The sequence below is a fragment of the Arthrobacter sp. zg-Y877 genome, from assembly GCF_030373105.1.
Lineage (GTDB): Bacteria > Actinomycetota > Actinomycetes > Actinomycetales > Micrococcaceae > Arthrobacter_B.
In genome coordinates this window covers 193,715-214,230 of the sequence record NZ_JAUCPU010000001.1, presented here as the reverse complement: position 1 = coordinate 214,230, position 20,516 = coordinate 193,715, and the positions used below count along the sequence as shown (strand labels likewise).

The 20,516-nt window shown below is 68.8% G+C and carries 21 protein-coding genes; 18 read left to right on the top strand and 3 right to left on the bottom strand.

The window, feature by feature from the left end; translation table 11 throughout:
* Window positions 1–3: 3 nt before the first annotated feature.
* The 11 genes from QNO03_RS00935 (at window position 4) to QNO03_RS00885 (ending at window position 8,857) form a co-directional block, all read left to right on the top strand.
* Window positions 4–552: a flavin reductase family protein gene (locus QNO03_RS00935; RefSeq protein ID WP_289601388.1), complete on the top strand. Its 549-nt coding sequence runs from the start codon at window positions 4–6 to the stop codon at window positions 550–552.
* A 158-nt stretch (window positions 553–710) separates the two neighbouring features.
* Window positions 711–1,031, top strand: a complete 321-nt coding sequence (locus QNO03_RS00930) for a ferritin family protein (protein ID WP_289601387.1) — start codon at window positions 711–713, stop codon at window positions 1,029–1,031.
* 37 nt (window positions 1,032–1,068) lie between these two features.
* On the top strand, window positions 1,069–1,512 hold the full coding sequence (locus tag QNO03_RS00925) for a hypothetical protein (protein WP_289601386.1): 444 nt from the start codon (window positions 1,069–1,071) through the stop codon (window positions 1,510–1,512).
* Window positions 1,512–2,483 (top strand): hypothetical protein, encoded by a 972-nt coding sequence (locus QNO03_RS00920; protein WP_289601385.1) that lies wholly within the window; start codon window positions 1,512–1,514, stop codon window positions 2,481–2,483. The genes QNO03_RS00925 and QNO03_RS00920 overlap by 1 nt, the downstream gene beginning before the upstream one ends.
* A complete protein-coding gene (locus tag QNO03_RS00915) occupies window positions 2,470–3,789 on the top strand; it encodes a V-type ATPase 116kDa subunit family protein (RefSeq protein ID WP_289601384.1) in 1,320 nt (439 codons plus the stop codon). Before QNO03_RS00920 ends, QNO03_RS00915 begins: the two co-directional genes overlap by 14 nt.
* Window positions 3,786–4,238, top strand: a complete 453-nt coding sequence (locus tag QNO03_RS00910; RefSeq protein WP_229947780.1) for an ATP synthase subunit C — start codon at window positions 3,786–3,788, stop codon at window positions 4,236–4,238. The genes QNO03_RS00915 and QNO03_RS00910 overlap by 4 nt, the downstream gene beginning before the upstream one ends.
* A complete protein-coding gene (locus QNO03_RS00905) occupies window positions 4,235–4,468 on the top strand; it encodes a hypothetical protein (RefSeq protein WP_289601383.1) in 234 nt (77 codons plus the stop codon). Before QNO03_RS00910 ends, QNO03_RS00905 begins: the two co-directional genes overlap by 4 nt.
* Window positions 4,465–4,992: a hypothetical protein gene (locus tag QNO03_RS00900; protein ID WP_289601381.1), complete on the top strand. Its 528-nt coding sequence runs from the start codon at window positions 4,465–4,467 to the stop codon at window positions 4,990–4,992. The genes QNO03_RS00905 and QNO03_RS00900 overlap by 4 nt, the downstream gene beginning before the upstream one ends.
* Window positions 4,977–6,797: a V-type ATP synthase subunit A gene (locus QNO03_RS00895; protein WP_289601379.1), complete on the top strand. Its 1,821-nt coding sequence runs from the start codon at window positions 4,977–4,979 to the stop codon at window positions 6,795–6,797. The genes QNO03_RS00900 and QNO03_RS00895 overlap by 16 nt, the downstream gene beginning before the upstream one ends.
* On the top strand, window positions 6,790–8,196 hold the full coding sequence (locus QNO03_RS00890) for a V-type ATP synthase subunit B (protein WP_289601378.1): 1,407 nt from the start codon (window positions 6,790–6,792) through the stop codon (window positions 8,194–8,196). Before QNO03_RS00895 ends, QNO03_RS00890 begins: the two co-directional genes overlap by 8 nt.
* A gap of 61 nt (window positions 8,197–8,257) precedes the next feature.
* Window positions 8,258–8,857 (top strand): V-type ATP synthase subunit D, encoded by a 600-nt coding sequence (locus QNO03_RS00885; protein WP_289601377.1) that lies wholly within the window; start codon window positions 8,258–8,260, stop codon window positions 8,855–8,857.
* Window positions 8,858–9,009: 152 nt separating this feature from the next.
* Here QNO03_RS00885 and QNO03_RS00880 read toward each other — a convergent pair whose 3' ends face one another.
* Complete coding sequence (locus QNO03_RS00880; protein WP_289601376.1) at window positions 9,010–10,176, bottom strand: acetyl-CoA C-acetyltransferase; 1,167 nt, start codon at window positions 10,174–10,176, stop codon at window positions 9,010–9,012.
* 314 nt (window positions 10,177–10,490) lie between these two features.
* Between QNO03_RS00880 and QNO03_RS00875 the strand changes: the two genes are divergently transcribed.
* Entirely contained in the window at window positions 10,491–12,122 is a 1,632-nt protein-coding gene (locus QNO03_RS00875) for a peptide chain release factor 3 (protein WP_289601374.1), read from the top strand.
* A gap of 162 nt (window positions 12,123–12,284) precedes the next feature.
* Here QNO03_RS00875 and QNO03_RS00870 read toward each other — a convergent pair whose 3' ends face one another.
* Window positions 12,285–12,869 carry a class F sortase gene (locus QNO03_RS00870; protein ID WP_289601373.1) on the bottom strand — a complete coding sequence of 195 codons (585 nt, stop codon included), beginning with the start codon at window positions 12,867–12,869 and terminating at the stop codon, window positions 12,285–12,287.
* A gap of 69 nt (window positions 12,870–12,938) precedes the next feature.
* On the bottom strand, window positions 12,939–13,922 hold the full coding sequence (locus QNO03_RS00865; RefSeq protein WP_289601372.1) for an ice-binding family protein: 984 nt from the start codon (window positions 13,920–13,922) through the stop codon (window positions 12,939–12,941).
* Between the two features lie 449 nt (window positions 13,923–14,371).
* Between QNO03_RS00865 and QNO03_RS00860 the strand changes: the two genes are divergently transcribed.
* The 6 genes from QNO03_RS00860 (at window position 14,372) to QNO03_RS00835 (ending at window position 20,503) form a co-directional block, all read left to right on the top strand.
* A complete protein-coding gene (locus tag QNO03_RS00860; protein WP_289601371.1) occupies window positions 14,372–15,781 on the top strand; it encodes a DUF6421 family protein in 1,410 nt (469 codons plus the stop codon).
* Window positions 15,778–16,545 carry an SDR family oxidoreductase gene (locus QNO03_RS00855; RefSeq protein WP_289601369.1) on the top strand — a complete coding sequence of 256 codons (768 nt, stop codon included), beginning with the start codon at window positions 15,778–15,780 and terminating at the stop codon, window positions 16,543–16,545. The genes QNO03_RS00860 and QNO03_RS00855 overlap by 4 nt, the downstream gene beginning before the upstream one ends.
* 35 nt (window positions 16,546–16,580) lie before the next feature.
* A complete protein-coding gene (locus QNO03_RS00850; protein ID WP_229947762.1) occupies window positions 16,581–17,663 on the top strand; it encodes a threonine aldolase family protein in 1,083 nt (360 codons plus the stop codon).
* Window positions 17,664–17,785: 122 nt separating this feature from the next.
* On the top strand, window positions 17,786–18,409 hold the full coding sequence (locus QNO03_RS00845; protein ID WP_229948002.1) for a DUF3000 domain-containing protein: 624 nt from the start codon (window positions 17,786–17,788) through the stop codon (window positions 18,407–18,409).
* An 82-nt stretch (window positions 18,410–18,491) separates the two neighbouring features.
* A complete protein-coding gene (locus tag QNO03_RS00840; RefSeq protein ID WP_289601367.1) occupies window positions 18,492–19,829 on the top strand; it encodes an HRDC domain-containing protein in 1,338 nt (445 codons plus the stop codon).
* Window positions 19,830–19,966: 137 nt separating this feature from the next.
* On the top strand, window positions 19,967–20,503 hold the full coding sequence (locus QNO03_RS00835) for a GNAT family N-acetyltransferase (protein ID WP_289601366.1): 537 nt from the start codon (window positions 19,967–19,969) through the stop codon (window positions 20,501–20,503).
* Window positions 20,504–20,516: the final 13 nt, after the last annotated feature.

Here is a 20,516-nt window from a genome sequence, read left to right as displayed (position 1 = left end):
TCCATGGAGCACGGAGTATTTCCCGGGGAAAGCGTCACAGCGCCGGATGTCCCGGACGAGGTCATTGACCGGTACCGGGAGCTGAGCGCGGACATCGCGTCCGGCGTCGGCGTGGTGTCCACACGCCTGCGCGGACGCGATTACGCGGCCACCGTCAGCGGGTTCCTCTCCGTCTCCTATGATCCGCCGACCCTCCTCGTGAGCCTGTACGCCGAGGCACGCATCGCGGAGGCAGTGCTCGACGCCGGCAGCTGGGTCCTGAGCCTGCTGCCGGCCCGGCTGCGGGGCACCGCCAACTGGCTTGCCAGTCCCGGATCGCCCCTCGAGGGGCTGCTGAATCAGGTCGACTACGGCCGCGCGCCGGAGACTGGCGCCGCCGTCATCGAGGATTCCATCGCCTGGTTCGAGGTCCGCACCACGCAGGTCATGACGGCGGCAACCCACCAGCTGATCGTGGGTGAGGTGGTGTCCATGGGCAGGCGCGCGGACGCCGACGACGAATCGGACCCCCTGCTGCACTTCGCCTCCGCCTACGCCCGGCTGGGCCGCTGACCCGTACCCCTGCGGCCCGCCGGGCTTGCGCCGCATACCCCAGGTTGCCGCCCGGAACCATTGTTTCCGCAGCGTGCCCCACGTAACGTCGAAGGACGGGGGAAACGTTCCGCAGCCGTCTGGACCGCGGGACCATCACCGGTCTTCAGGAGATGCAAATGGCCACAGACCAGTACCATGAGCCACCTTCCGAACTTCCCGCGGAAACCCGGACGTTTGCACGCATGTGTGCCAGCCTCGCCGAGGAAGCCGAGGCGATCGGCTGGTACGTCCAGCGGATGGCAGTGGAGCCCGACGCCGAGTCGCGGGCCATCATGCTCGATTCGCTGGGCGAGGAATTCAAGCACTTCAGCATGGAACTCGAATTCCTGCTGCGCCGCACGCCTCTCTGGAGGGAAATCGCCCAAGGCATCCTCTTCACCGACGGCGACATAGTCCGGCACGGCGAGGCCTCGGAGGCTGAAGCAACCGGCGAGTAGCTGCACCCAATCTTTCCTCCGCTCAGGGAGGTGCCGCATGGCACGCAACAGCCTGCTGGACCGTTTCCGTCCCGTTGGAGCCCCCGGCCCGGCCGGTCCTGCCGGGGTGCCGGCCCTCGACGACGAAGGGCCCGCCGCCGAACTGATCCCCGTCTTCGAAGCCCTCGATCCCGCGATCAGCGAAGCCCGCGGGCGGACCGATGCGGCAGCAGCCCATGCCCAGCAGACCGTTGCCGCCGCCCGCCGGCAGGCCGCGGCCCTCGTGGAGCAGGCCCGGATGGACAGTGCCGCCGTCCGGGCAGAAGCCGCGGACCAGGTCTCCGCAGCAGCCGCACGCGAGGATGAGCAGCTGCTCGCCGATGCCCGGGCGGAGGCACAGACACTTCGGAGCCGGGGCGAATCCCGCGTTCCCGAGCTTGCTTCCGCCATTGTCGCGGACCTGGTGCAGGACCTTCTGGGCCGCGGAACGGACACCGGCTGATGCGCGCCGACTGGGTGGCACCCTCAGTCCGGGCACGGTCCATGGCACAGCGGCGGGTTGGCGCCGGTACGTGCCGGAACCTTGCTGAACTGCCGGACCTGCCCGCTGCCGTGGAGACCCTGGACGGGTCCCTGTATGCCGGGGAGCTTTCCTCCGCCCGCACCTTGGACTCGGCACAGCAGGCCACCCGGACCACCGTACTGTGGCAGCTGCGGGTCCTGGCCGGCTGGCTGCCCGCCGGCGGAACGCAGCTGATCCGCGCCGCCGCCGCACGGTTTGAAGCGGACAACATCGTCGCCCTTGCCGCCGCACTGCAGGCGGCTGCCGCGCCTGCAACACCTGCCGGAGCTGCCGGCACCGGGACACCGGCCGTTTCCTCCCCCGCCCCCGCCTTCGACCTGGGCGGACTGGCGACAGCCTGGCCGCGGCTGCGTACCGCCGACTCCCCCGAAACGCTGCTGGCCATGCTTGCCTCCTCGCCCTGGGGCGAAGCCGGGCAGGCACCGGCCCTCCCGGATCTGCTCACCGCCGTCTGGCTCCGGCGCCTTGCCGCCGCCGCCCCCGCAGCGCGCCCCTGGGCCGTTGCAGGAGCCGTGCTGCTGGCCGCCCGCCTGCTGCTGGTGGACGCCGCCCGGCCGCCGGAACGGCTGGTGTCCCTGCTGCGCCCGCTGATCGGCACGGGATGGACCGAGGCCGGCTCCCTGCCGGAACTGACGCAGACGCTGAGCCCTGCCGCCGGCCAGGTCCTGGCCGAAGTGCAGGAGCCGCAGGAACTGTGGCAGGCCGAGGCCCGGCTTGCGGTCCGCGTGGAGGCGGACGGCTTCGATCTGCTGCGGGCTGGACTGCCCGGACCGGACGTGGTGCTCGGCGCGATGGCGGTCCTGGCCGTGGACGCCTGGCGGGTCCGGGCGGCGCTGGCCGCCGCCGCCGCCGGTACCGGAAGAAGCGAGGTGCTCGATGCCGTGGCGTGAAACCCTGAGCCCGGTCCGGATGGAGCGCATTGCCCTGGTCTGCCCGGCCGATGCCCGCCGTCCCGTCCTGGCGGAGGTGGCTGCCAGTGCCGCCGTCGAACTGGATCTGCCCTACGAGCCCGGCGACGGTCCCGAGGAGCTGGACCGCGCGGCGGATGCCGCCGTCGTGCACGGTCCCGTCGCAGCACTGGTGGGCTGGTCCCCTACCCGTGAGCTCCCCGGCCTGCGCAAGGCCCTGGAACCGCACGGCGCCTCCGCCGTTCCGCTGCGGCGTCCGCGCGGAGTGCAGCCGCCCACCCAGCTGACCGGCGACGAACGGCGCCGGCCGCGGCTGTCCCGGCTCCTCGTGGACACGTACACCACGGTGCCGTATGCGGACCTCGATCCGGCGCGGATAGCCGCGGTGGCGTACGTGGTGATGTTCGGGATGATGTTCGGCGACGCCGGGCAGGGGGCGCTGCTGGTGATCGCCGGACTGCTGGTCCGCTTCCTTCCGGTTCCGTGGCTGGAGCGTTACCGCCGGACCTGGCTCTTCATCACCGGGGCGGGCGCGGCCGCGGTGTTCTTCGGCGTGCTGTACGGCGAGTTCTTCGGTCCCACCCATGTGCTGCCGGTGCTGTGGCTGGAACCGCTCGAGGAACCCATCCCGCTCATCGTTGCCGCCCTGGTCCTCGGGGCGGTGCTGCTGGCCGGGTCCTATGTGCTCGGTACCATCAACCGGGTCCGGGAGGGCGGCTGGGCCTATGCCCTGTACGCCCGCTCGGGGCTGGCCGGGGCGCTGCTGTTCGCCGCGATCGGGCTGGTCGCGTGGGGGCTGCTGGCCGGGAGCCCGGTGATCCTGGTGGCCGCCGGAACCGCGGCGCTCATTGCCCTGGTGTTTATCTTCATCGGCCTGTTCGTGGAATCCGGCGGCGGTCCCACCGGTGGACTGCAGGCCACCGTGGAGCTGGTGGACACCGTGGTCCAGCTCGCGTCCAATCTGGTGTCCTTTACCCGCCTGGCCGCGTTCGGCCTCACCCATGCGGCCCTGATGATGGTGGTCTGGCAGGCCACCACCGCGATCTGGGAACCGGGCTGGCGGATCATTCCGGCCATCCTGATGTTTGTGCTGGGCAATGTGCTCACGTTCGCCCTGGAAGGCCTCGTCGCCGGCATCCAGGCCCTGCGGCTGGAGTACTACGAACTGTTCTCCCGTGTTTTTACCGAGGAGGGACGCCGTTTCCGGCCCTGGGCACCCGACCTCGGCGCCGCAACGGGCACTGCCGCCGCCTCCGCGCTTCCCCCTGTTGAAAGGCATCTGCCGTGAATCCCTGGTTTGCCGTCCTTCCGCTGGTCCTGGTCCTTACTGTCGTGCTGGCCGGAGGAGCGCTGGCCCTGATCCGGCGCCGCCGCCGGACGGGCGTCCGGGCGTTGCTGGGATTGAACGCCGTCCTCATGGCCGGCGCCCTGGCACTGCTGGTCTCCGCCCTGAACGCGGCCCCTGCGACGGCGGACGGCGGTGCCGCCGCCACCGCCGTGGCTGCTGCCACCGACGGCAGCGACAGCAGCGGGGCGGCGTTGATCGGAGCCGCCATCGCCGTCGCCGGATCCTCCATCGGTGCGGCAATAGCCGTCGCCTACACCGGCTCCGCTGCCCTGGCAGCAATGAGCGAACGGCCGGAGATCTTCGGGCGGGCGATGGTGGTGGTGGGCCTCGCCGAAGGCATCGCCATTTACGGGCTGATCATCTCCATCATCCTCATCGGCCAGGCATGAGCCGCCGGGAAGGAACCGTGGCCGCGCTCGGAAGCCCGGCCCTGCTCCAGGGATACCGGCTGGCAGGGGCGGTGCTGTATCCGGCCTCCGGCGCGGCGGACGTGCGGGCCGTCTGGCGCGGACTGCCCGACTCCGTGTGCGTCGTGCTCCTGGCTCCCGGCGCCGCGGCGGACCTCGGCATCGAACTCGCCGATCCGTCGTCGCCCCTCACCGTGGTGCTGCCATCATGACCCGGTTGCCGCAGGGCGCCGATGCCACCCTGGACCCGGTCCGGCAGGCACTGAAGCGGGACGCGGAGACGGCAGCGGCCCGGACCGACGCCGAGGCCCGCCGGCAGGCCGCCGATCTGTTGGGCCGCGCCCAGGCGGAAGCGGACGCCATCCGCCGCACCGCCCAGCGCGAAGGCGCCGAAGCCGCCCGGGCCGACGCCGTTGCCTCCTCCGCCCGTGCCCGCCGGCAGGCGCGGCGGACGGTGCTGTCCGAACAGGAGCACCTCCGGTCCCTGCTGGCCTCAGAGGTGCAGGAGCAGGTGCGAGAAGTGCGGCGGGATCCCCGCTATCCGCAGATCCTGCGTCGGTTGACCGCCCAGGCGGACCGGGTGCTCGGACCCATGGCGTCGGTGACGGAAAGCTACAAGGGCGGCGTGACCGGTACGGCAGGCTCACGGCGGCTCGACTTGTCCCTGCCCACCCTGGCCGGACAGGCGCTGGAGGACCACTCCGGGGAGGTGCGCCGGCTATGGGAGCACGCGTGAGGACCACGGGCGCCAACGCTGCAGACGGAGCGGCACAGAGCAGCACGCCACAGCGGGGCCAAATAACCCGGGTGAACGGACCCCTGGTGGAAATCAACGGACTGCCGGGATTGTCCATGCTCGAGGTGGTCAACATCGGCCCCGACGGCATTGCCGCGCAGGCGGTCTCCATCAACGGCGACGAAGCCACCCTGCAGGCGTACGAATACACCGGCGGACTGAAGGCGGGCGACCCGGCCGAACGGACCGGGCACCAGCTCTCCGGGCTGCTGGGACCGGGACTGCTGGGCACGGTCTTCGACGGCCTGCTGCGCCCGCTTACCTCCGCTCCCCTGTGGCTGACGCAGGAACGGCAGTCTTCCGCGGAGGACCCGGCCGTGCTGGACACCCGGTGGGAGTTCGCCCCGTCGGTAACCGTTGGGGACAATGTGCGTGCCGGCCAGGTGCTGGGCACCGTCCCCGGAGTGGGGACCATCGAGTTCCGGGTCCTGGCACCGCCGTCGGTCTCCGGGGAAGTCACCTGGGTGGCCGAGGGCAAGGTCCGGCCGCTGGATCCGGTGGCCCGGATCGGGGGCGTGGAGGTACCGCTGGCGCAGCGCTGGCCGGTACACCGTCCCCGGCCCTTCGGCGAGCGCATCACCGATCTGGCGCCGCTGCAGACCGGACAGCGGGTGCTGGATCTGCTCTTCCCCGTTCCCCGTGGTGCGGCAGCGGCGGTCCCCGGCGGCTTCGGCACCGGCAAGACCCTGACCCTGCAGCAGATCGCCAAGTGGTCCGACGCCGATGTGATTGTCTACGTGGGCTGCGGCGAGCGCGGCAACGAGATGGCCGACGTACTGGAGGGGCTCTCCGGACTGGACGATCCCCGCACCGGCGGCAAGCTCATCGACCGGACCGTCATCATCGCGAACACCTCCAACATGCCGATGATGGCCCGGGAGGCGTCCATTGCCACCGGCGTCACCGTGGCCGAGTTCTTCCGGGACATGGGCTACGACGCCGTGGTGATTGCCGATTCCACCTCCCGCTGGGCTGAAGCGCTGCGCGAGTTCGCCAACCGCAACGGTGACCTCCCCGCCGAGGAAGGCTACCCGGCCTCCCTCGCCAGTGAACTCGCCGCGTTCTACGAGCGTGCCGCCCGGGTCCGCACCCTGGGCGGGGCGACGGCGTCGGTCACCGTGATCGGGGCGGTCTCCCCTCCCGGCGGTGACATGAGCGAACCGGTCACCACGGGCACCCAGCGCTTTGTCCGCTCCCTGTGGCTGCTGGACCGGGACCTCGCCTATTCCCGGCACTACCCCGCGGTCAGCTGGCGCGGTTCGTTCTCCCGCGATGCCGAATCCCTGGGCCGCTGGTACTCCGCCCACGGGGACCCGGAGTGGGCGCAGCGCCGGGCGCGTGCCTCACTGCTGCTGTCCGAAGCGGACCGGCTCACCGCCCTGGCGGAAATCATCGGCGCCACCTCCCTCCCCGGGCATGAACAGATGGTGCTGCTGGGCGGGCGGCTAATACGCGACGGAGTGCTGCTGCAGAACGCGCTCAGCCCCAACGACGGCTACAGCTCCGCAGGCAAGGGTGCCGCCCTGCTGCAGACGATGCTGGACGTGGTCGAGACCTGCCAGACACTGGTGGCGCGCGGCGTGCCGCCCGCCGACGTCGAGCGTTATGACTTCTCCCCCGTCCTCCGCCTGCGGGAGGACACCGGGCCCACCGATGCTGACGGCGTCCGCGAGCGCGGCCGGGCGTTTGTGCGCCGGCTTACCGAGACACTGGACCAGCCAACGACCGGAGACGCCAATGGCTAGCGGAAACCGGGCGCAGGTAGGCCACAGCGACGTACGGGAACTGCGCGGACCGCTGCTGGTCCTCGGAGACACCGAGGGGGTGGGCTGGGACGAGTTCGCCACGGTCGACGTCGACGGCGGTCCGCAGCGGCACGGGCTGGTGCTGGAGGTCGACGGCGACGAAACCACCCTGCAGGTGCTTGAAGGCACCGAGGGCATGGCGCTGGGCGGAGTGGAGGTCCGGTTCCAGGGCAGGCCGCTGGCGGTACCGGTGGGCACCGGCTGGCTTGGCCGGGTCTGCAACGGTCGCGGTGAGCCGCTCGACGGCGGTCCACCCGTCACGGCGGACCATGTTTCCCCGGTAGGCGGCTGGCCCCTAAACCCCGTCTACCGGGAGCCGCCCCAGGATCCGGTGATCACCGGCGTCTCCGTGGTGGATGCCCTGACCACCCTGGTCCGGGGGCAGAAGCTGCCGATCTTCTCCATCCCCGGGCTGCCGCATCTGACCCTGGCCACGCAGATCGCCGCGCAGGCCACCGCTTCCTCCGGACGGGCGTTCCGGGTGGTCTTCGCGGCCATGGGCATGACCCACGCCGACATCGCCTATATCCGGGACCGGCTGGAGGAACGCTCCGCCGCCGGTGAGCTGGTGCTGCTGCTCAATGCCGCCGACGATCCGGTGATTGAACGCATCCTCACCCCGCGGATCGCCCTCACCATCGCCGAGTCCCTGGCGTACGACGACGGCTCGGACGTGCTGGTGGTGATGTCGGATATGACCAGCTATGCCGAGGCCGTACGCGAAGTTTCCGCCGCGCGCCGGGAAATCCCCGCCCGGCGCGGCTACCCCGGCTATCTGTACAGCGACCTGGCGACTCTCTACGAACGCTGCGGCCGGGTCCGCGGGCGGGAAGGGTCGGTGACCGTTGTGCCGGTGCTGACCATGCCCGCCGGGGACATCACCCACCCCGTGCCGGACCTCACCGGCTACATCACCGAGGGGCAGGTGGTGCTCGACGGCGACATCGACGCCCGCGGGATCTATCCGCCGGTGGACGTGCTCTCCTCCCTCTCCCGCCTGATGCGCAGCGGCGCCGGGCGGGGACGCACCCGGGAGGACCACCTCGACGTCGCCGCGCAGATTCTATCGGCCATGGCCCGTGCCCGCTCTGCCTCGGAACTCGCTGAACTGGTGGGTGCGGCGGCCCTGAGTGACACCGACAAGGCCTACATCGAGTTCCGGACCGTCGTGGAGCGGGAACTGCTCAACCAGGGGCGCGACGAGCTGCGCAGCCTGGAGCAGACCCTGGACCTGGCCTGGCAGGCTCTGTCCCTGCTGCCGCGCCGGGAACTGACCATGCTGTCCTCCGAGTTCCTGGACCGGTATCTGCCCGGTGCGGGCGGCGGGGCGGGGTTGTGAGCTGGCTCGTGGGAGGACTCTTGGGCGGGCGTTTGAGCTGGTTCGCGAGTGGAACGCAGCCATGAGCGGGTTCCGGTCCGGCGGCAGCCGCGCGGAGCGGGCCGAAGTGCAGCGCAGGCTCGCCACGGCCCGGCGGGGTGCGGAACTGCTGGAACGCAAGCAGCGGATCCTGCAGGCGGCTATCGACGGGCTACGGGAGCAGGCCGAGGCTGGGACCCGGACGTGGGAAACCGCTGCCCGTGCGGCTGCGGTGTGGCTGCAGCGCAGTACCGGGCTGGACGGTGCGGACCGGCTGCTGGCGGCGTCGCCGTCGGACGCTGCGGTCGCCGTCGTGCAGTGGGGCGGGGCCATGGGCATTTCCTATCCCGAGGCGGCGTCCTGCACTGTGCCGTCCGCTCCGCCCGCTGGGGGCAGCTCGGCCCTGGCCTATGCGGCGTCGGCGCACCGGTCCGCATTGGAAGCGGCGGTGTCCGCAGCGGCCGGGCAGCGTGCGCTGCTGCTGGTCTCCGAGGAACTGGCCGCCACCCGTACCCGGCAGCGGGCGGTGGAAAACCGCTGGATCCCCCGGCTGGAGGAACAGCTGGCCGCCATCGAGCGCCGGATCGCCGAGCAGGAGCTGGAGGAGAGCCTGCGGCTGCGCTGGGCTGCAGGGCTGATGTGAGGGCGGGACGCTTCCCGTTTCAGCAATCGATTCAGCAACATTTACGGTTTCAGCAATCGATTCAGCACGATTTACCGTTTTTGCGGCCGGAAATCGGTAAATTGTGCTGAATCGAGGCGGAACGCGCCGTCGTGAAGGTCCCCGGACCCCCGCTACAGCCGGAAGCCCTCGTCGAGGCGCTCGATGATGGTGACGTTGGCCTGGCCGCCGCCCTCGCACATGGTCTGCAGCCCGTAGCGGCCGCCGGTGCGCTCGAGCTCGTGCAGCAGGGTGGTCATGATCCGGGCACCCGTGGCACCGATCGGATGGCCCAGCGCGATGCCGCCGCCGTTGACGTTCACCTTGTCCATGTCGACGCCGAGTTCCCGCTGCCAGGCCAGCACCACGGAGGCGAAGGCCTCGTTGATTTCGAGCAGGTCCATGTCCCCGATACTCATCCCGGTGCGCTTCAGGGCATGCCGGGTGGCTTCGATGGGGGCGCTGAGCATCATGACGGGATCATCGCCGCGGGCGGAAATCGAGTGGATCCGGGCGCGGGGCTTAAGCCCGTAGCGGCGCACCGCATCTTCGGATGCCACCAGCAGCACGGCGGCGGCGTCGGAAATCTGCGACGACGTGGCCGCGGTCAGGGACCCGCCCTCCGCCAGCGGTGCCAGGGTGGCGATCTTTGCACGGTTCGGGTCGCGGGGACCCTCGTCCGCGGTGACGCCGTTCATCGGCAGGATTTCCCGGTCGAAGCGGCCCCCGGCCTGCGCGGCAATGGCGCGGACGTGGGATTCGACGGCGAAGTCCTCCATCTCCTCACGGGTCAGGCCCCACTGCTTCACCATCATTTCCGCCCCGATGAACTGGGAGATCTGCTGGTTCCCGTAACGCTTTTCCCAACCCACGGAGCCGGCAAACGGGTTCGGGAAACCCAGCTCCTTGGCTGCGGAGTTCGCGAAGGACAGCGGCACGGAGGACATGCTCTGCACCCCGCCGGCAATCACCAGGTCGCTGGTTCCGCTCATGACGGCCTGCGCGGCGTAGGACACAGCCTGCTGGCCGGAGCCGCACTGGCGCTCCACGGTGGTGCCGGGAACCCGTTCGGACAGTCCGGCGGCGAGCCAGGAGGTGCGGGCGATATCCATGGCCTGCGGTCCCACCTGGTCAATGGCACCGAGGATGACCTCGTCGTACTCCTCGGAGTCGATCCCCGCGCGCCGGACCGTTTCGGCGATCACGTGCGCGGCGAGGTCGGCAGGGTGGACCTTGCTCAGGCCCCCGTTGCGCTTGCCGACGGGAGTGCGGACGGCGTCGATGATGAACGCTTCAGCCATGGTGGCGGGCCTTTCGTCGTTGTAAGGCAGTCTGGTTCCAGGTCTTTCGGACCCGGGTGCGGCACCCGATGCCGGAGGCACGTGCCGTGCACCACAATAGGCGCTCCAGCCGGGCCGGTCACCAGACCACTGGTATGTGTCCGGCCGCGCCGCCTTCCCTCTCTGCAGTGCCCGGCGACGACGGCGGCACACCCGTCCGGGCGCCCGGCGGCTGACGGGTAGAATGAAAAAGCTGTGTTCTGAGCAGCCGGCTGCCGGGTACCACGCAGTTCCACCCACCAGCAGTTCCACCACCAGAGTCTGAAAGCAGCGGAGTGTCCCAACAGGTTTCCACCCCCGTCAGCGCCACCGCCACCAAAGAGATCGTCAAGGAGTCCGCCCGACGGCGTACCTTTGCCGTCATCTCGCACCCCGACGCCGGTAAGTCCACGCTCACCGAAGCGCTGGCCCTGCACGCCCGGGTGATCGGCACGGCCGGTGCCACCAACGGCAAGGAAAACCGCCGCGAAACGGTGTCCGACTGGATGCAGATGGAAAAGGACCGCGGCATCTCCATCAGCTCCACGGCCCTGCAGTTCGCCTACCGCGACACCGTGATCAACCTGCTGGACACCCCCGGCCACGCCGACTTCTCCGAGGACACCTACCGCGTCCTCGCCGCCGTGGACTGCGCCGTCATGCTGGTGGACGCCGCCAAGGGCCTGGAAACCCAGACCATGAAGCTCTTCGAGGTCTGCCGCTCCCGGAACCTGCCCATCATCACCGTCATCAACAAGTGGGACCGGCCCGGCCTGGACCCGCTGGCCCTGATGGATGAGATCACCGAACGCACCGGCCTCGAGCCCATGCCGCTGACCTGGGCCGTGGGCATTGCCGGCGATTTCCGCGGCGTGTGGGACCTGCAGAAGGACGAATACGTCCACTTCGAACGGCAGAACTCCGGCGCTTCCCTCGCAAAGGAAGAGCACTTCACCCCCGAGCAGGCCGTGGAACGCGAAGGCGACGTCTGGACCGATTCGCTGGACGAAGCCGAACTGGTCATTGACGGCCGTGAATTCGACCGCAACAAGTTCCTGGACGCCAAGGCGACGCCGATCCTGTTCTCCTCCGCTGCCTTGAACTTCGGCGTCAAGCAGATCCTGGATGCCCTGGTGGACCTGGCGCCGTCGGCCACCGCACGCGAAGACAAGGACGGCGGCCTCCGCCCGGTCGAGGCACCGTTCTCCGGATTCGTGTTCAAGGTGCAGGCCGGCATGAACAAGGCCCACCGCGACCACGTGGCGTTCATCCGTGTCTGCTCCGGCATCTTCGAACGCGGCATGGTGGTCACGCACTCCAACACCGGCAAGACCTTCGCCACCAAGTATGCCCAGCACCTGTTCGGCCGCGAACGCGAAGTCATCGACCAGGCGTATCCGGGCGACGTCGTCGGGCTGGTCAACGCCTCCGCCCTGCGGGTGGGCGACAGCCTCTATGTCGAGGAACCGGTGGAATACCCGCCCATCCCGTTCTTCTCCCCCGAACACTTCCGCGTGGCACGGTCCCAGGACCCCAGCCGGTACAAGCAGTTCCGGCGCGGCATCGACCAGCTCGAGCACGAGGGCATCATCCAGGTGCTTCGCTCGGACCGGCGCGGCGATCAGGCTCCGGTGCTGGCCGCCGTCGGCCCGATGCAGTTCGAAGTGGTCGAGGACCGCATGACGCAGGACTTCAACGCGCCCATGCGTTACGAGCAGCTCTCCTACTCAGTGGCCCGGCTCACCACCGCCGACGCCGCGGAGATCCTCAGTAACGTGCACGGCGCCGAAGTGCTGGTAAGGACCGACGGCGCCTACGTGGCCGTGTTCAACGATGTCTGGGCGCTGCGCCGGGTCGAGAAGAACCACCCGGAGATCAGCCTGACCGTCATCGGCACCGAGTCCCCGAACAGCAGCCGCGGCTACTAGGACCGCTGTACCTAGAGCGGAAGGTGTCGGCCAGCCTCCTCGGCAGCCCGGGGCCCGGACCGCGCCAGCCTTGGGCTCGTCGCTCATCCCCGGATCGCCCGGCGTGGTCCTCAGCGGTGATGCTGTCCCAGCAGGCCGGCTCAGGACAGCTGGAATTCCGGACTAAGAAACCGGCGACGCCGTGACAATGACATTCTTGCCCCACAGATCCTCGGTATAGCAGCTGATAATCACCAACCGGTTCGGGATGATTTGCCAGATGTCGCTGTCCTTGAGCGTGTCCTTGTCGTGCGTCGTGATCGAATCAACGACGTACTTCAGGGACCCGGCCTCGGTCTCCAGCGTGATGGCATCACCCACCGAGCTATGGGTGCTGAGCCGGTTGAACGGCGCCTCCCTGCCATCCCAGCTGTGCCCCGTCAGGTACGTGGTGTTGGAGGATCCCTCACCCGGCTGGCCATACGTGGCAAGCCAGTACCCGTCCTCCGTCATGGGAGGCACAATGGCCTGGTCGGCCAGCGCCTCCTCGGACGGCAGGAGCGGGAGGATCGGGACGGAGATCTCAGCGGCTTCGATGACCAGTCTCGTGGGCGGGGACGCTTCGACGGCTACGTCGTGGTCGCCGGCGTCTGCCGACGGGGAAACCGGTCCGTTAGCTGCCGGCGCGGCCGCTGAAGGACTGGGTTCGGCCCCCCGGGGACCGGCTGCCAGCAACCACGCCGCACACGCCATGAGGATCACCAACACTACGGCGCAACAGCCTGCCAGGACGGCCGTTTTCCGGGACGGTACACGCACCGATTTCCGCCGTTCGATTTAGTGTTTCCTGGGCGTACGGCGCGCGGCGGCCGTTACGCCGGCGACGAGAGCCAAAATTACTGCCGCAATGCCCGTTGCGATAGCGATGGCAGACGGTTCCGCACTGGACCCGGCGGAGTCGATATTTGTTCCGCGGTTGGTTCCTGGGGCCTCGTCAGCCCCGGTGGCTGCCCCCGGTTCCGGGGTTGCCGTCGGAGCGGAAGGAGCCGAGGGCGGTGCGGATGCGGTCGGAGCCGGCGCGCAGTTCGGTGCGGTAAAGGTGTTGTCCTCTAGTGTGACTGAGCCGTTCCGTGCCAGCGCCCTGCCCTCAACCACAGTATTGGTGGTGGCCGTGATCGATGTCAGGGCAAGAATGGTACCCATGAAGGATGAGTTAGTGCCCAGTGTCGCGGAACTGCCGACCTGCCAGTACACGTTGCAGGCCTGGGCGCCGCCAATGAGATTAACGCTGCTGGCGCTGGCGGTGATCAACGTATCCGCGGCCTGGAAAATGAACACGGCATTGGGATCACCCTGGGCATCCAAGGTCAGGGTGCCGCTCAGGGCAAGGGGGCCGGTCGAGTTGTACACGCCGGGACCCAGGGTTCGACCGACGAGGTCCCCGGCAACACTTTCCGTGGGAGCCCGGCCTGCCGCGTCGTCATAGGCGATGACAACATCGGCCTGTGCCTGTGCCGCCTGGGCATTAGCCAAATTCACCGATCCGCCCGCAAGTCCCGGCGGGAAACCGGTAATTTCTGAACCCGGACTTACCCCGAGATCAGCGTTCAGCCGACTCGGTCCGGTGTTGGTGACCGTTTGTCCGCCAAGTACCGAATAGCTGGCGGCCGTGCCCAGGCCCACTGGCGCTTCGGCGGCAAATGCTGCTGACTGGCCGGCCAGGACAGACAGGACTGTCAGTACTGCGGCGCCGATCCCGGCGGCCTTGCTGACAGCCGGAATTTTTGACGCCGTGGATTTTTGTGCACTGGTGGTACTCACAATCTTGCCTTTCAAACGGGGAAAGCGCCCAAAGTGAGATTCCACCGCTGCAAATCCAGCAAATGGCTCCGGGCCACGTCACAGAGACTGAATAAAAATTTCTTTGCGGCAATCCTGCCACTGAATGCGACTTTACCCAGACGCGGGCCGGCCGGGTGAATATGACTTTTTTCCGGCGTGTTTCCGTTCGTGTCCTGTGTAACATTCCGCGCCGGCGTCTCGTTTTCCTGCCGACAGCGGCGGGATTGCCTCGCCCTCCCACTTGGCAGGCGAGGGCGGGGCAGGCAAAGCTCGGCTTATGGTCGCCATCACGGTCTCGACGGCAGCATTAGAATCTCTTATCAATTGCGGGGTTTCCGGTAAGCATTAGGAATTCGTGAGTATGCTGGCGGCACAACTCCGCCTGCCGCCCCAGCGTCACAGGGGAAGGCCCGTTCCGGAAGGCAACCATGTCCTCCTCTGTTTCCGCATCCCTTTCCCGCCCGGTTTTCGCCCCAGTTCCCGCGGATGCCCGCCCCGCAGAAACGGAAGCGTGGGCTGCACTCAAACAGGCGGCCGTGGACCTGCAGCCCCTGCAGAACAAGAACGGTTCCGTGGATCCCGGACACCGCACCGAGGCAACCGGACTAATCGGAACCATCACCGCCGCGGTCACGGCCCTTGCCCCGGCCTTCCCGCACGACGCCGGGTACCTCCGCCTGGTGGTGGAAGACTTTGAACGCTGGGTGGACACCGGTCTGGAGACCGAGCCCGATTTCCTCGACTCCCTGCTGGCCTTTTCCCCGCAGCAGCACCGCACCAACGGTCTGGCCCATCTGGTGGTGTTCCCCATGTACACCCAGAACGGCAGTTCCAACCGCCTCGTGGAGGCCGTACTGATCGAGGTCATCTGGCCCGAGTTTGTGGCCGAACTCGAAGCCGGAGAATACTCCAACAAGCTGTTCGTCCCCATCCGATTCCTCGACTTCACCCCCGGCTACGACACCAATTCCGCAGTGCTTTTCCCGGAAACCGTCGCCGTCCGCGAAACCCCCGCCTTCACCTGGGGCGCCATCTTTGCCGACCGTGAAGCGGCCCGCTTCCGCCGTGTCCTGTCCGCCGCCGCGGACATCACCTCGCTGCAGCTGCCCGCCGAAGCCGCGGAACTGCTGCAGGACCAGCAGCTCACCGAGGAAACCTTCATCATGTGGGACCTCATCCACGACCGCACCCACATGCGCGGGGACCTGCCCTTCGATCCGTTCATGATCAAGCAGCGCATGCCTTACTTCCTCTACTCGCTGGAGGAACTGCGCTGTGATCTCACCGCCTTCCGCGAAGCCGTGAAGATCCAGCATGACGAGGACGCCCCGGAAGACACCCGCCGGCACGCGCGGCTGGTCCAGTACGCAGTCATCTTTGACCGCATTTTCCGCTTTGCCATCACCGGCAGCCGGGTGCGCAACTACGACGGCCTGGGTGGCCAGCTTCTCTTCGCCTGGATGCACCAGAACCACGTCCTGCACTGGACCGATGGGAAGCTGAGCATCGACTGGGAGGAAACGGCCGACGTCGTCGTCCGCCTCGGCGCGGAAATCGAGGACCTGTACTGGCGCTCCATTGACCGGCCCAAGACCGCCCACTGGCTGGCGGCCTACGATCTGGTGGCCGGAACGCTGACGCCGAACCCGGCCTCGGTCTGGGCCCAGGGACCGCAGGCACTGCCGCTGGACGGCCCGCCGCGCGGCCTTACCGACCAGGTGCTCGACGACGAGTTCCCGCTGTCCATGTTCTATGAGGCCCTGTCCAGGAAGATGGCACCGGTCATTGAATCCACCGCCGGAATCACCGGCACCAGGACGGGAGGCGTCCCCGAATGAGCGCAGAAGTCCGCACCGCGGCAGACGCAGCCGCGCTGGCGGGCCGGACGGTCCTCGTGGCCGGTGCCGGAAGCCCCTCGGGCACCGCCGTCTGCGCAGCCCTCGGGGCGGCGGGCGCCAAGGTGGTGGCGGTCGGCCGCGACGCCGCGCGCCTGGAGAAGACCCTGGCCCGCCCGGACGACGCCGATCTGCGCACCTGCGACCTCAGCGACGCCGGAGAGGTGGCGGCCCTGGCGGACGGCCTGCAGGAAACCTACGGCGGAATCGACGGCGTGATCCACCTGGTGGGCGGCTGGCGGGCCGGAACGGGCATCATCTCCCAGACCGAGGAGGACTGGGACTTCCTGGAGACCAACATCCTGCACACGCTGCGCAACGTGAGCCGCAGCTTCCACGGCCAGCTCGCTGCGTCCCCGGACGGCCGGCTGGCGATCGTTTCCTCCACGGCCGTCGACTCTCCCACCGCCGCGGGTGCCGGATACGCCGCTGCCAAGGCCGCCGCGGAAACCTGGGTCCGGGCGGTGGCCGCAGGGTTCCACGCCGCCCAGTCCGGGCGGAGTCACACCCCGGAACCGCAGCACTCGGCCGCCGCCGTTTTCGTGGTCAAGGCGCTGGTGGACTCCGAGCAGCGTTCCGCCGCCCCGGAGCGCAGGTTCCCGGGGCACACCGATGTCACAGACCTGGCCGCCGCCGTCGTCCGGCTCTTTCAGCAGGACGCCGCAGACGTCAATGGGCAGCGGATTTCCCTCGTCCCCGCGAAGTGACCTGAACTACACCGAGGTAAGAGATACTAGGAACCGTGACTGACATTCTCCCCCTGCACGACACCGCTATTAAGGCTTTTGCCTCCGATAACTACTCCGGCGTCCATCCGGAAATCCTCGCCGCACTCACTGCCGCGAACCAGGGCCACCAGGTTGCCTACGGCGAAGATGTCTACACCGCGAAGCTGCGCGAGGTCCTGACCGACCAGTTCGGCCACTCCATCCGTGCGTTCCCGGTGTTCAACGGCACCGGTGCCAACGTCATCGCGCTGCAGTCGCTGCTGCCCCGCTGGGGCGCGGTCATCTGCCCGACGACGGCGCACATCAACGTGGACGAGAACGGCGCTCCCGAGCGGGTCGGCGGCATGAAGCTGCTGGGCATCCCGACCGAGGACGGCAAACTCACTCCCGAACTGATCGACCGCGAGGCGTGGGGCTGGGGCGACGAGCACCGGGCCCAGCCGCTGGCCGTCTCCATCACCCAGTCCACCGAACTCGGCACGCTCTACACCGTGGACGAGATCACCGCGATTGCGGACCACATCCACGCCCGCGGCATGAAGCTGCACATGGACGGCGCCCGGCTGGGCAACGCCGCCGCGGCGCTGGGCGTCTCGTTCAAGGAAATGACCGCCGACGCCGGCGTGGACATCCTCTCCCTCGGCGGCACTAAGAATGGGATGATGTACGGCGAATGCATCATCACCTTCAATCCGGAGGCCTCCCCCGGGCTGGACTACCTGCGCAAGATGAACATGCAGCTGGCTTCCAAGATGCGGTTCATTTCCGCCCAGTTCGTCACGCTCTACGGCACCGACCTGTGGGAGCGCTCGGCCTCGCACGCCAATGCCATGGCCACCCGGCTGCGTGCCGCCGTCGAGAAGATCGACGGCGTGGAAATCACCCAGCCCACGCAGGTCAACGCTGTCTTCGCCAAACTGCCGGCCGGCGTCGCTGACCGCCTGCGCGGGGACTTCCGGTTCTATGACTGGGACCTGTCCACCGGCGAGGTGCGGTGGATGTGCACCTTCGATACTTCCGAGGATGATGTCGATGCCTTTGCCGCTGCCATCGCCCGTGAAGTCGCGGCGGATCCGGCGCCGCTGGCCGCCCACTGACCCCTCGTTGCCGGCCGTCCGTCCGCAGCCGCGGGACGGGCGGCGGGTAACGAAACGGTCACGGCGGCGAGCCTGCCCTGCCCGCCGTGTTCCCCAGGCCATAGTCTGCGGAGGTGAGTGCAATAGGTGACCTGTCCCAGGTGCCCCCGGATTTCCTGACCGCCCTCGGCGCCCTGCGCCGGGCAGCCTGCCGGGCCGAGCTGAAGCTTGAAGAGATCCCGGCACCCACCCGCCTGGCACCGTATGCCGTTTCCCTCGGCGCGGAGGTCCTGGCCCCCGGCCCCGCCGGCCCCGGAAGCCTCCACGGCCCCGCGGCCCTGCAGGTCCCCGAACAGCTCGAGCTGGCCACCGGGCGGTTCATCCTGCTGCACGATCCGGCCGGTTCACAGGTCTGGAACGGCACCTTCCGCATCGTCACGTACATCCGCGCCGAACTGGAACCGGACATGGGCAACGACCAGCTTCTCGGCTCGGTGGCCTGGACGTGGCTGGTGGAGGCACTGGAGCAGCACGGCGCCCGCCATTCCATGGCCGGCGGCACCGCCACCCGCGTGCTCTCGGAAAGCTACGGCACCCTCGAAGGCCGGGACGACTCCATCGACATTGAACTCCGCGCATCCTGGACCCCGGCCGACGCCGATGTGCAGTCGCATCTGGAGGCCTGGTCGGACATGGTGTGCACCTTCGCCGGCCTGCCCCCGCTGCCCGACGGCGTCACACCCCTTCCCGGGCGGCGCCGCAGTTAGGCACGGAACCGCACCCTGCGGCTGCCCGGGCACCGATGGCGCTGTCTGCGGCAACGGTCTTCCTCGGTAGAATGGAATCCTTATGACCGCGCACATACCCGGCAAGACCGAAAATCCATCCAGCACCGCCCCGGCCGATGCCGAAGAGACGCCGGAGCCACAGCCCATTCCGATGCTGGAGATGCCGCGGGACGGCGTGCCGCTGGTCATCGATTCCCAGCGCGGCCTCGAGCGGGCAGCCGCCGCCCTGGCCGCCGGCACCGGACCTGCAGGCGTCGATGCCGAACGCGCCTCCGGGTTCCGCTACGGACAGCGTGCCATGCTGGTCCAGATCCGGCGCGAAGGTTCCGGCACATGGCTTATTGATCCCGAAGCGTTCGACGACCTGCGGATCATCAATGATGCCCTGAGCGGCGTCGAATGGATCCTGCACGCCGCCACACAGGACCTGCCCTGCCTTTCAGCGCTCGGCATGTGGCCGGACAAGCTCTTCGACACTGAACTTGCCGCCCGGCTGGCCGGACTGCCGCGTGTGGGTTTGGCCGCCGTTATCGAGAGCCTGCTGGGCTTCTCGCTGGCCAAGGAACACTCGGCCGCCGACTGGTCCACCCGGCCCCTTCCCGAGCCGTGGCTGCGGTACGCCGCGCTCGACGTCGAGGTCCTCGCCGAGCTCCGCATCGAACTGATCCGCGTCCTTGACGAGGCGGGGAAACTCGAACTTGCCGAAGAGGAATTCGAAGCCATCCGAACCGCTCCGCCGGCACCGCCGCGGGTCGATCCGTGGCGCCGCACCTCCGGAATGCACCAGCTCCGGGACCGCCGCCAGCTTGCTGCGGTACGGGAGCTGTGGACCGAACGCGAGCACCTGGCTGAACTGCGGGACACCGCACCCGGCCGGCTGATTCCCGACTCGGCCATCGTTGCGGCGGCCCGGGCCATGCCGACCACCGTGCCGCAGCTGCTGAAGACCCCCGGGTTCCACGGCCGCGCCGCGCAGAAGGAAGCACCGCGCTGGCTGCGCTGCATCTCCGCCGCACGCTCCACCGGCGACCTGCCCCCGCTGCACATCCCCACCCATGCCCCGCCGCCCCCGCGCGTCTGGGCCAAGAACGATCCCGCCGCTGCGGCCCGGCTGCAGACTGCCAAGCCGCGGCTGACCGCCCTCGCGGAGAAGTTGAACCTGCCGCTGGAGAACCTGCTCACCCCCGACCACCTGCGGCGCCTCGCCTGGCGTCCGCCGGCCGAAATCAACCTGGACACGGTTGGTGCGGCGCTGCGCGCACTCGGCGCCCGGGAATGGCAGATCGAGCAGACCGCCGCCGTCCTCACCGTCGCCTTCCTGGATCCTGATCCGCTGGAGGACAAGCCGGCGGAGGACCGGCCGGCTCGGGAACAGCCAGCGGGCGGGCGTCGCCGGTAGTTCCTGTTCCACCTTGGAGCAGTCGACCCCGGCACCTACACCCGGTTGAAGGCGGCCCGAAGAAGCGTTTCCGGTGGCCTGGCACTCTAGAAGGCCCGGAGGGTTGGGCCGGCCGTTGGGCGGGGCAATAATGGGGGATGCCACTTCTCACATCGACCCCTGACACCCTGCAGGTGGGACGGTTTGCCCTCCATATCGTGACATCCCAGGACTGGCCCCTGGAGCAGTCGCTGTCGATGGACGACGACGTCATCCGGTGGACCCTGTTCCCGCCGCACCTCAGCGACGAGCTGGCACGGTACCGGATGACACGGGCCGAAGAGGCCCGCGGGGAGAGTCTGCTGGCCCGGTACACCGTGTGGGACAGCGGGGATGTGCTGGGTACGGCCGGGATTTCCGCCACCGTGGACGGGGCACCGGAACTGTTTTACGCACTCCTCCCTTCCGGGCGCGGACGGGGAGCCGCCACGGCCGCCACACGCGGTCTGAGCGACTGGGCGCTGGCCAACGGCTTTCCTCGAGTGGCGCTGCGCACCATTTACGGGAACACCCTGAGTGAAGCCGTCGCCCGGCGCGCACGGTTCCGCCCGGTTAGGACCGAGCAGCAGCGCCAGCGCGGGAGCATGGTCAAGATGCTCTACTGGACCCGGTCGGCCCGGGACGCAGCCCGGTAGGTGCACGTGCCAG

Bases quoted from the DNA above. Each gene is read 5' to 3' on its own strand.
- QNO03_RS00840 (WP_289601367.1), top strand. From the start codon at position 18,492: ATGACCGCGCACATACCCGGCAAGACCGAAAATCCATCCAGCACCGCC.
- QNO03_RS00895 (WP_289601379.1), top strand. From the start codon at position 4,977: ATGGGAGCACGCGTGAGGACCACGGGCGCCAACGCTGCAGACGGAGCG.
- QNO03_RS00915 (WP_289601384.1), top strand. From the start codon at position 2,470: ATGCCGTGGCGTGAAACCCTGAGCCCGGTCCGGATGGAGCGCATTGCC.
- QNO03_RS00890 (WP_289601378.1), top strand. From the start codon at position 6,790: ATGGCTAGCGGAAACCGGGCGCAGGTAGGCCACAGCGACGTACGGGAA.
- QNO03_RS00835 (WP_289601366.1), top strand. From the start codon at position 19,967: ATGCCACTTCTCACATCGACCCCTGACACCCTGCAGGTGGGACGGTTT.
- QNO03_RS00885 (WP_289601377.1), top strand. From the start codon at position 8,258: ATGAGCGGGTTCCGGTCCGGCGGCAGCCGCGCGGAGCGGGCCGAAGTG.
- QNO03_RS00860 (WP_289601371.1), top strand. From the start codon at position 14,372: ATGTCCTCCTCTGTTTCCGCATCCCTTTCCCGCCCGGTTTTCGCCCCA.
- QNO03_RS00900 (WP_289601381.1), top strand. From the start codon at position 4,465: ATGACCCGGTTGCCGCAGGGCGCCGATGCCACCCTGGACCCGGTCCGG.
- QNO03_RS00905 (WP_289601383.1), top strand. From the start codon at position 4,235: ATGAGCCGCCGGGAAGGAACCGTGGCCGCGCTCGGAAGCCCGGCCCTG.
- QNO03_RS00855 (WP_289601369.1), top strand. From the start codon at position 15,778: ATGAGCGCAGAAGTCCGCACCGCGGCAGACGCAGCCGCGCTGGCGGGC.
- QNO03_RS00930 (WP_289601387.1), top strand. From the start codon at position 711: ATGGCCACAGACCAGTACCATGAGCCACCTTCCGAACTTCCCGCGGAA.
- QNO03_RS00880 (WP_289601376.1), bottom strand. From the start codon at position 10,176: ATGGCTGAAGCGTTCATCATCGACGCCGTCCGCACTCCCGTCGGCAAG.
- QNO03_RS00935 (WP_289601388.1), top strand. From the start codon at position 4: ATGGAGCACGGAGTATTTCCCGGGGAAAGCGTCACAGCGCCGGATGTC.
- QNO03_RS00925 (WP_289601386.1), top strand. From the start codon at position 1,069: ATGGCACGCAACAGCCTGCTGGACCGTTTCCGTCCCGTTGGAGCCCCC.
- QNO03_RS00920 (WP_289601385.1), top strand. From the start codon at position 1,512: ATGCGCGCCGACTGGGTGGCACCCTCAGTCCGGGCACGGTCCATGGCA.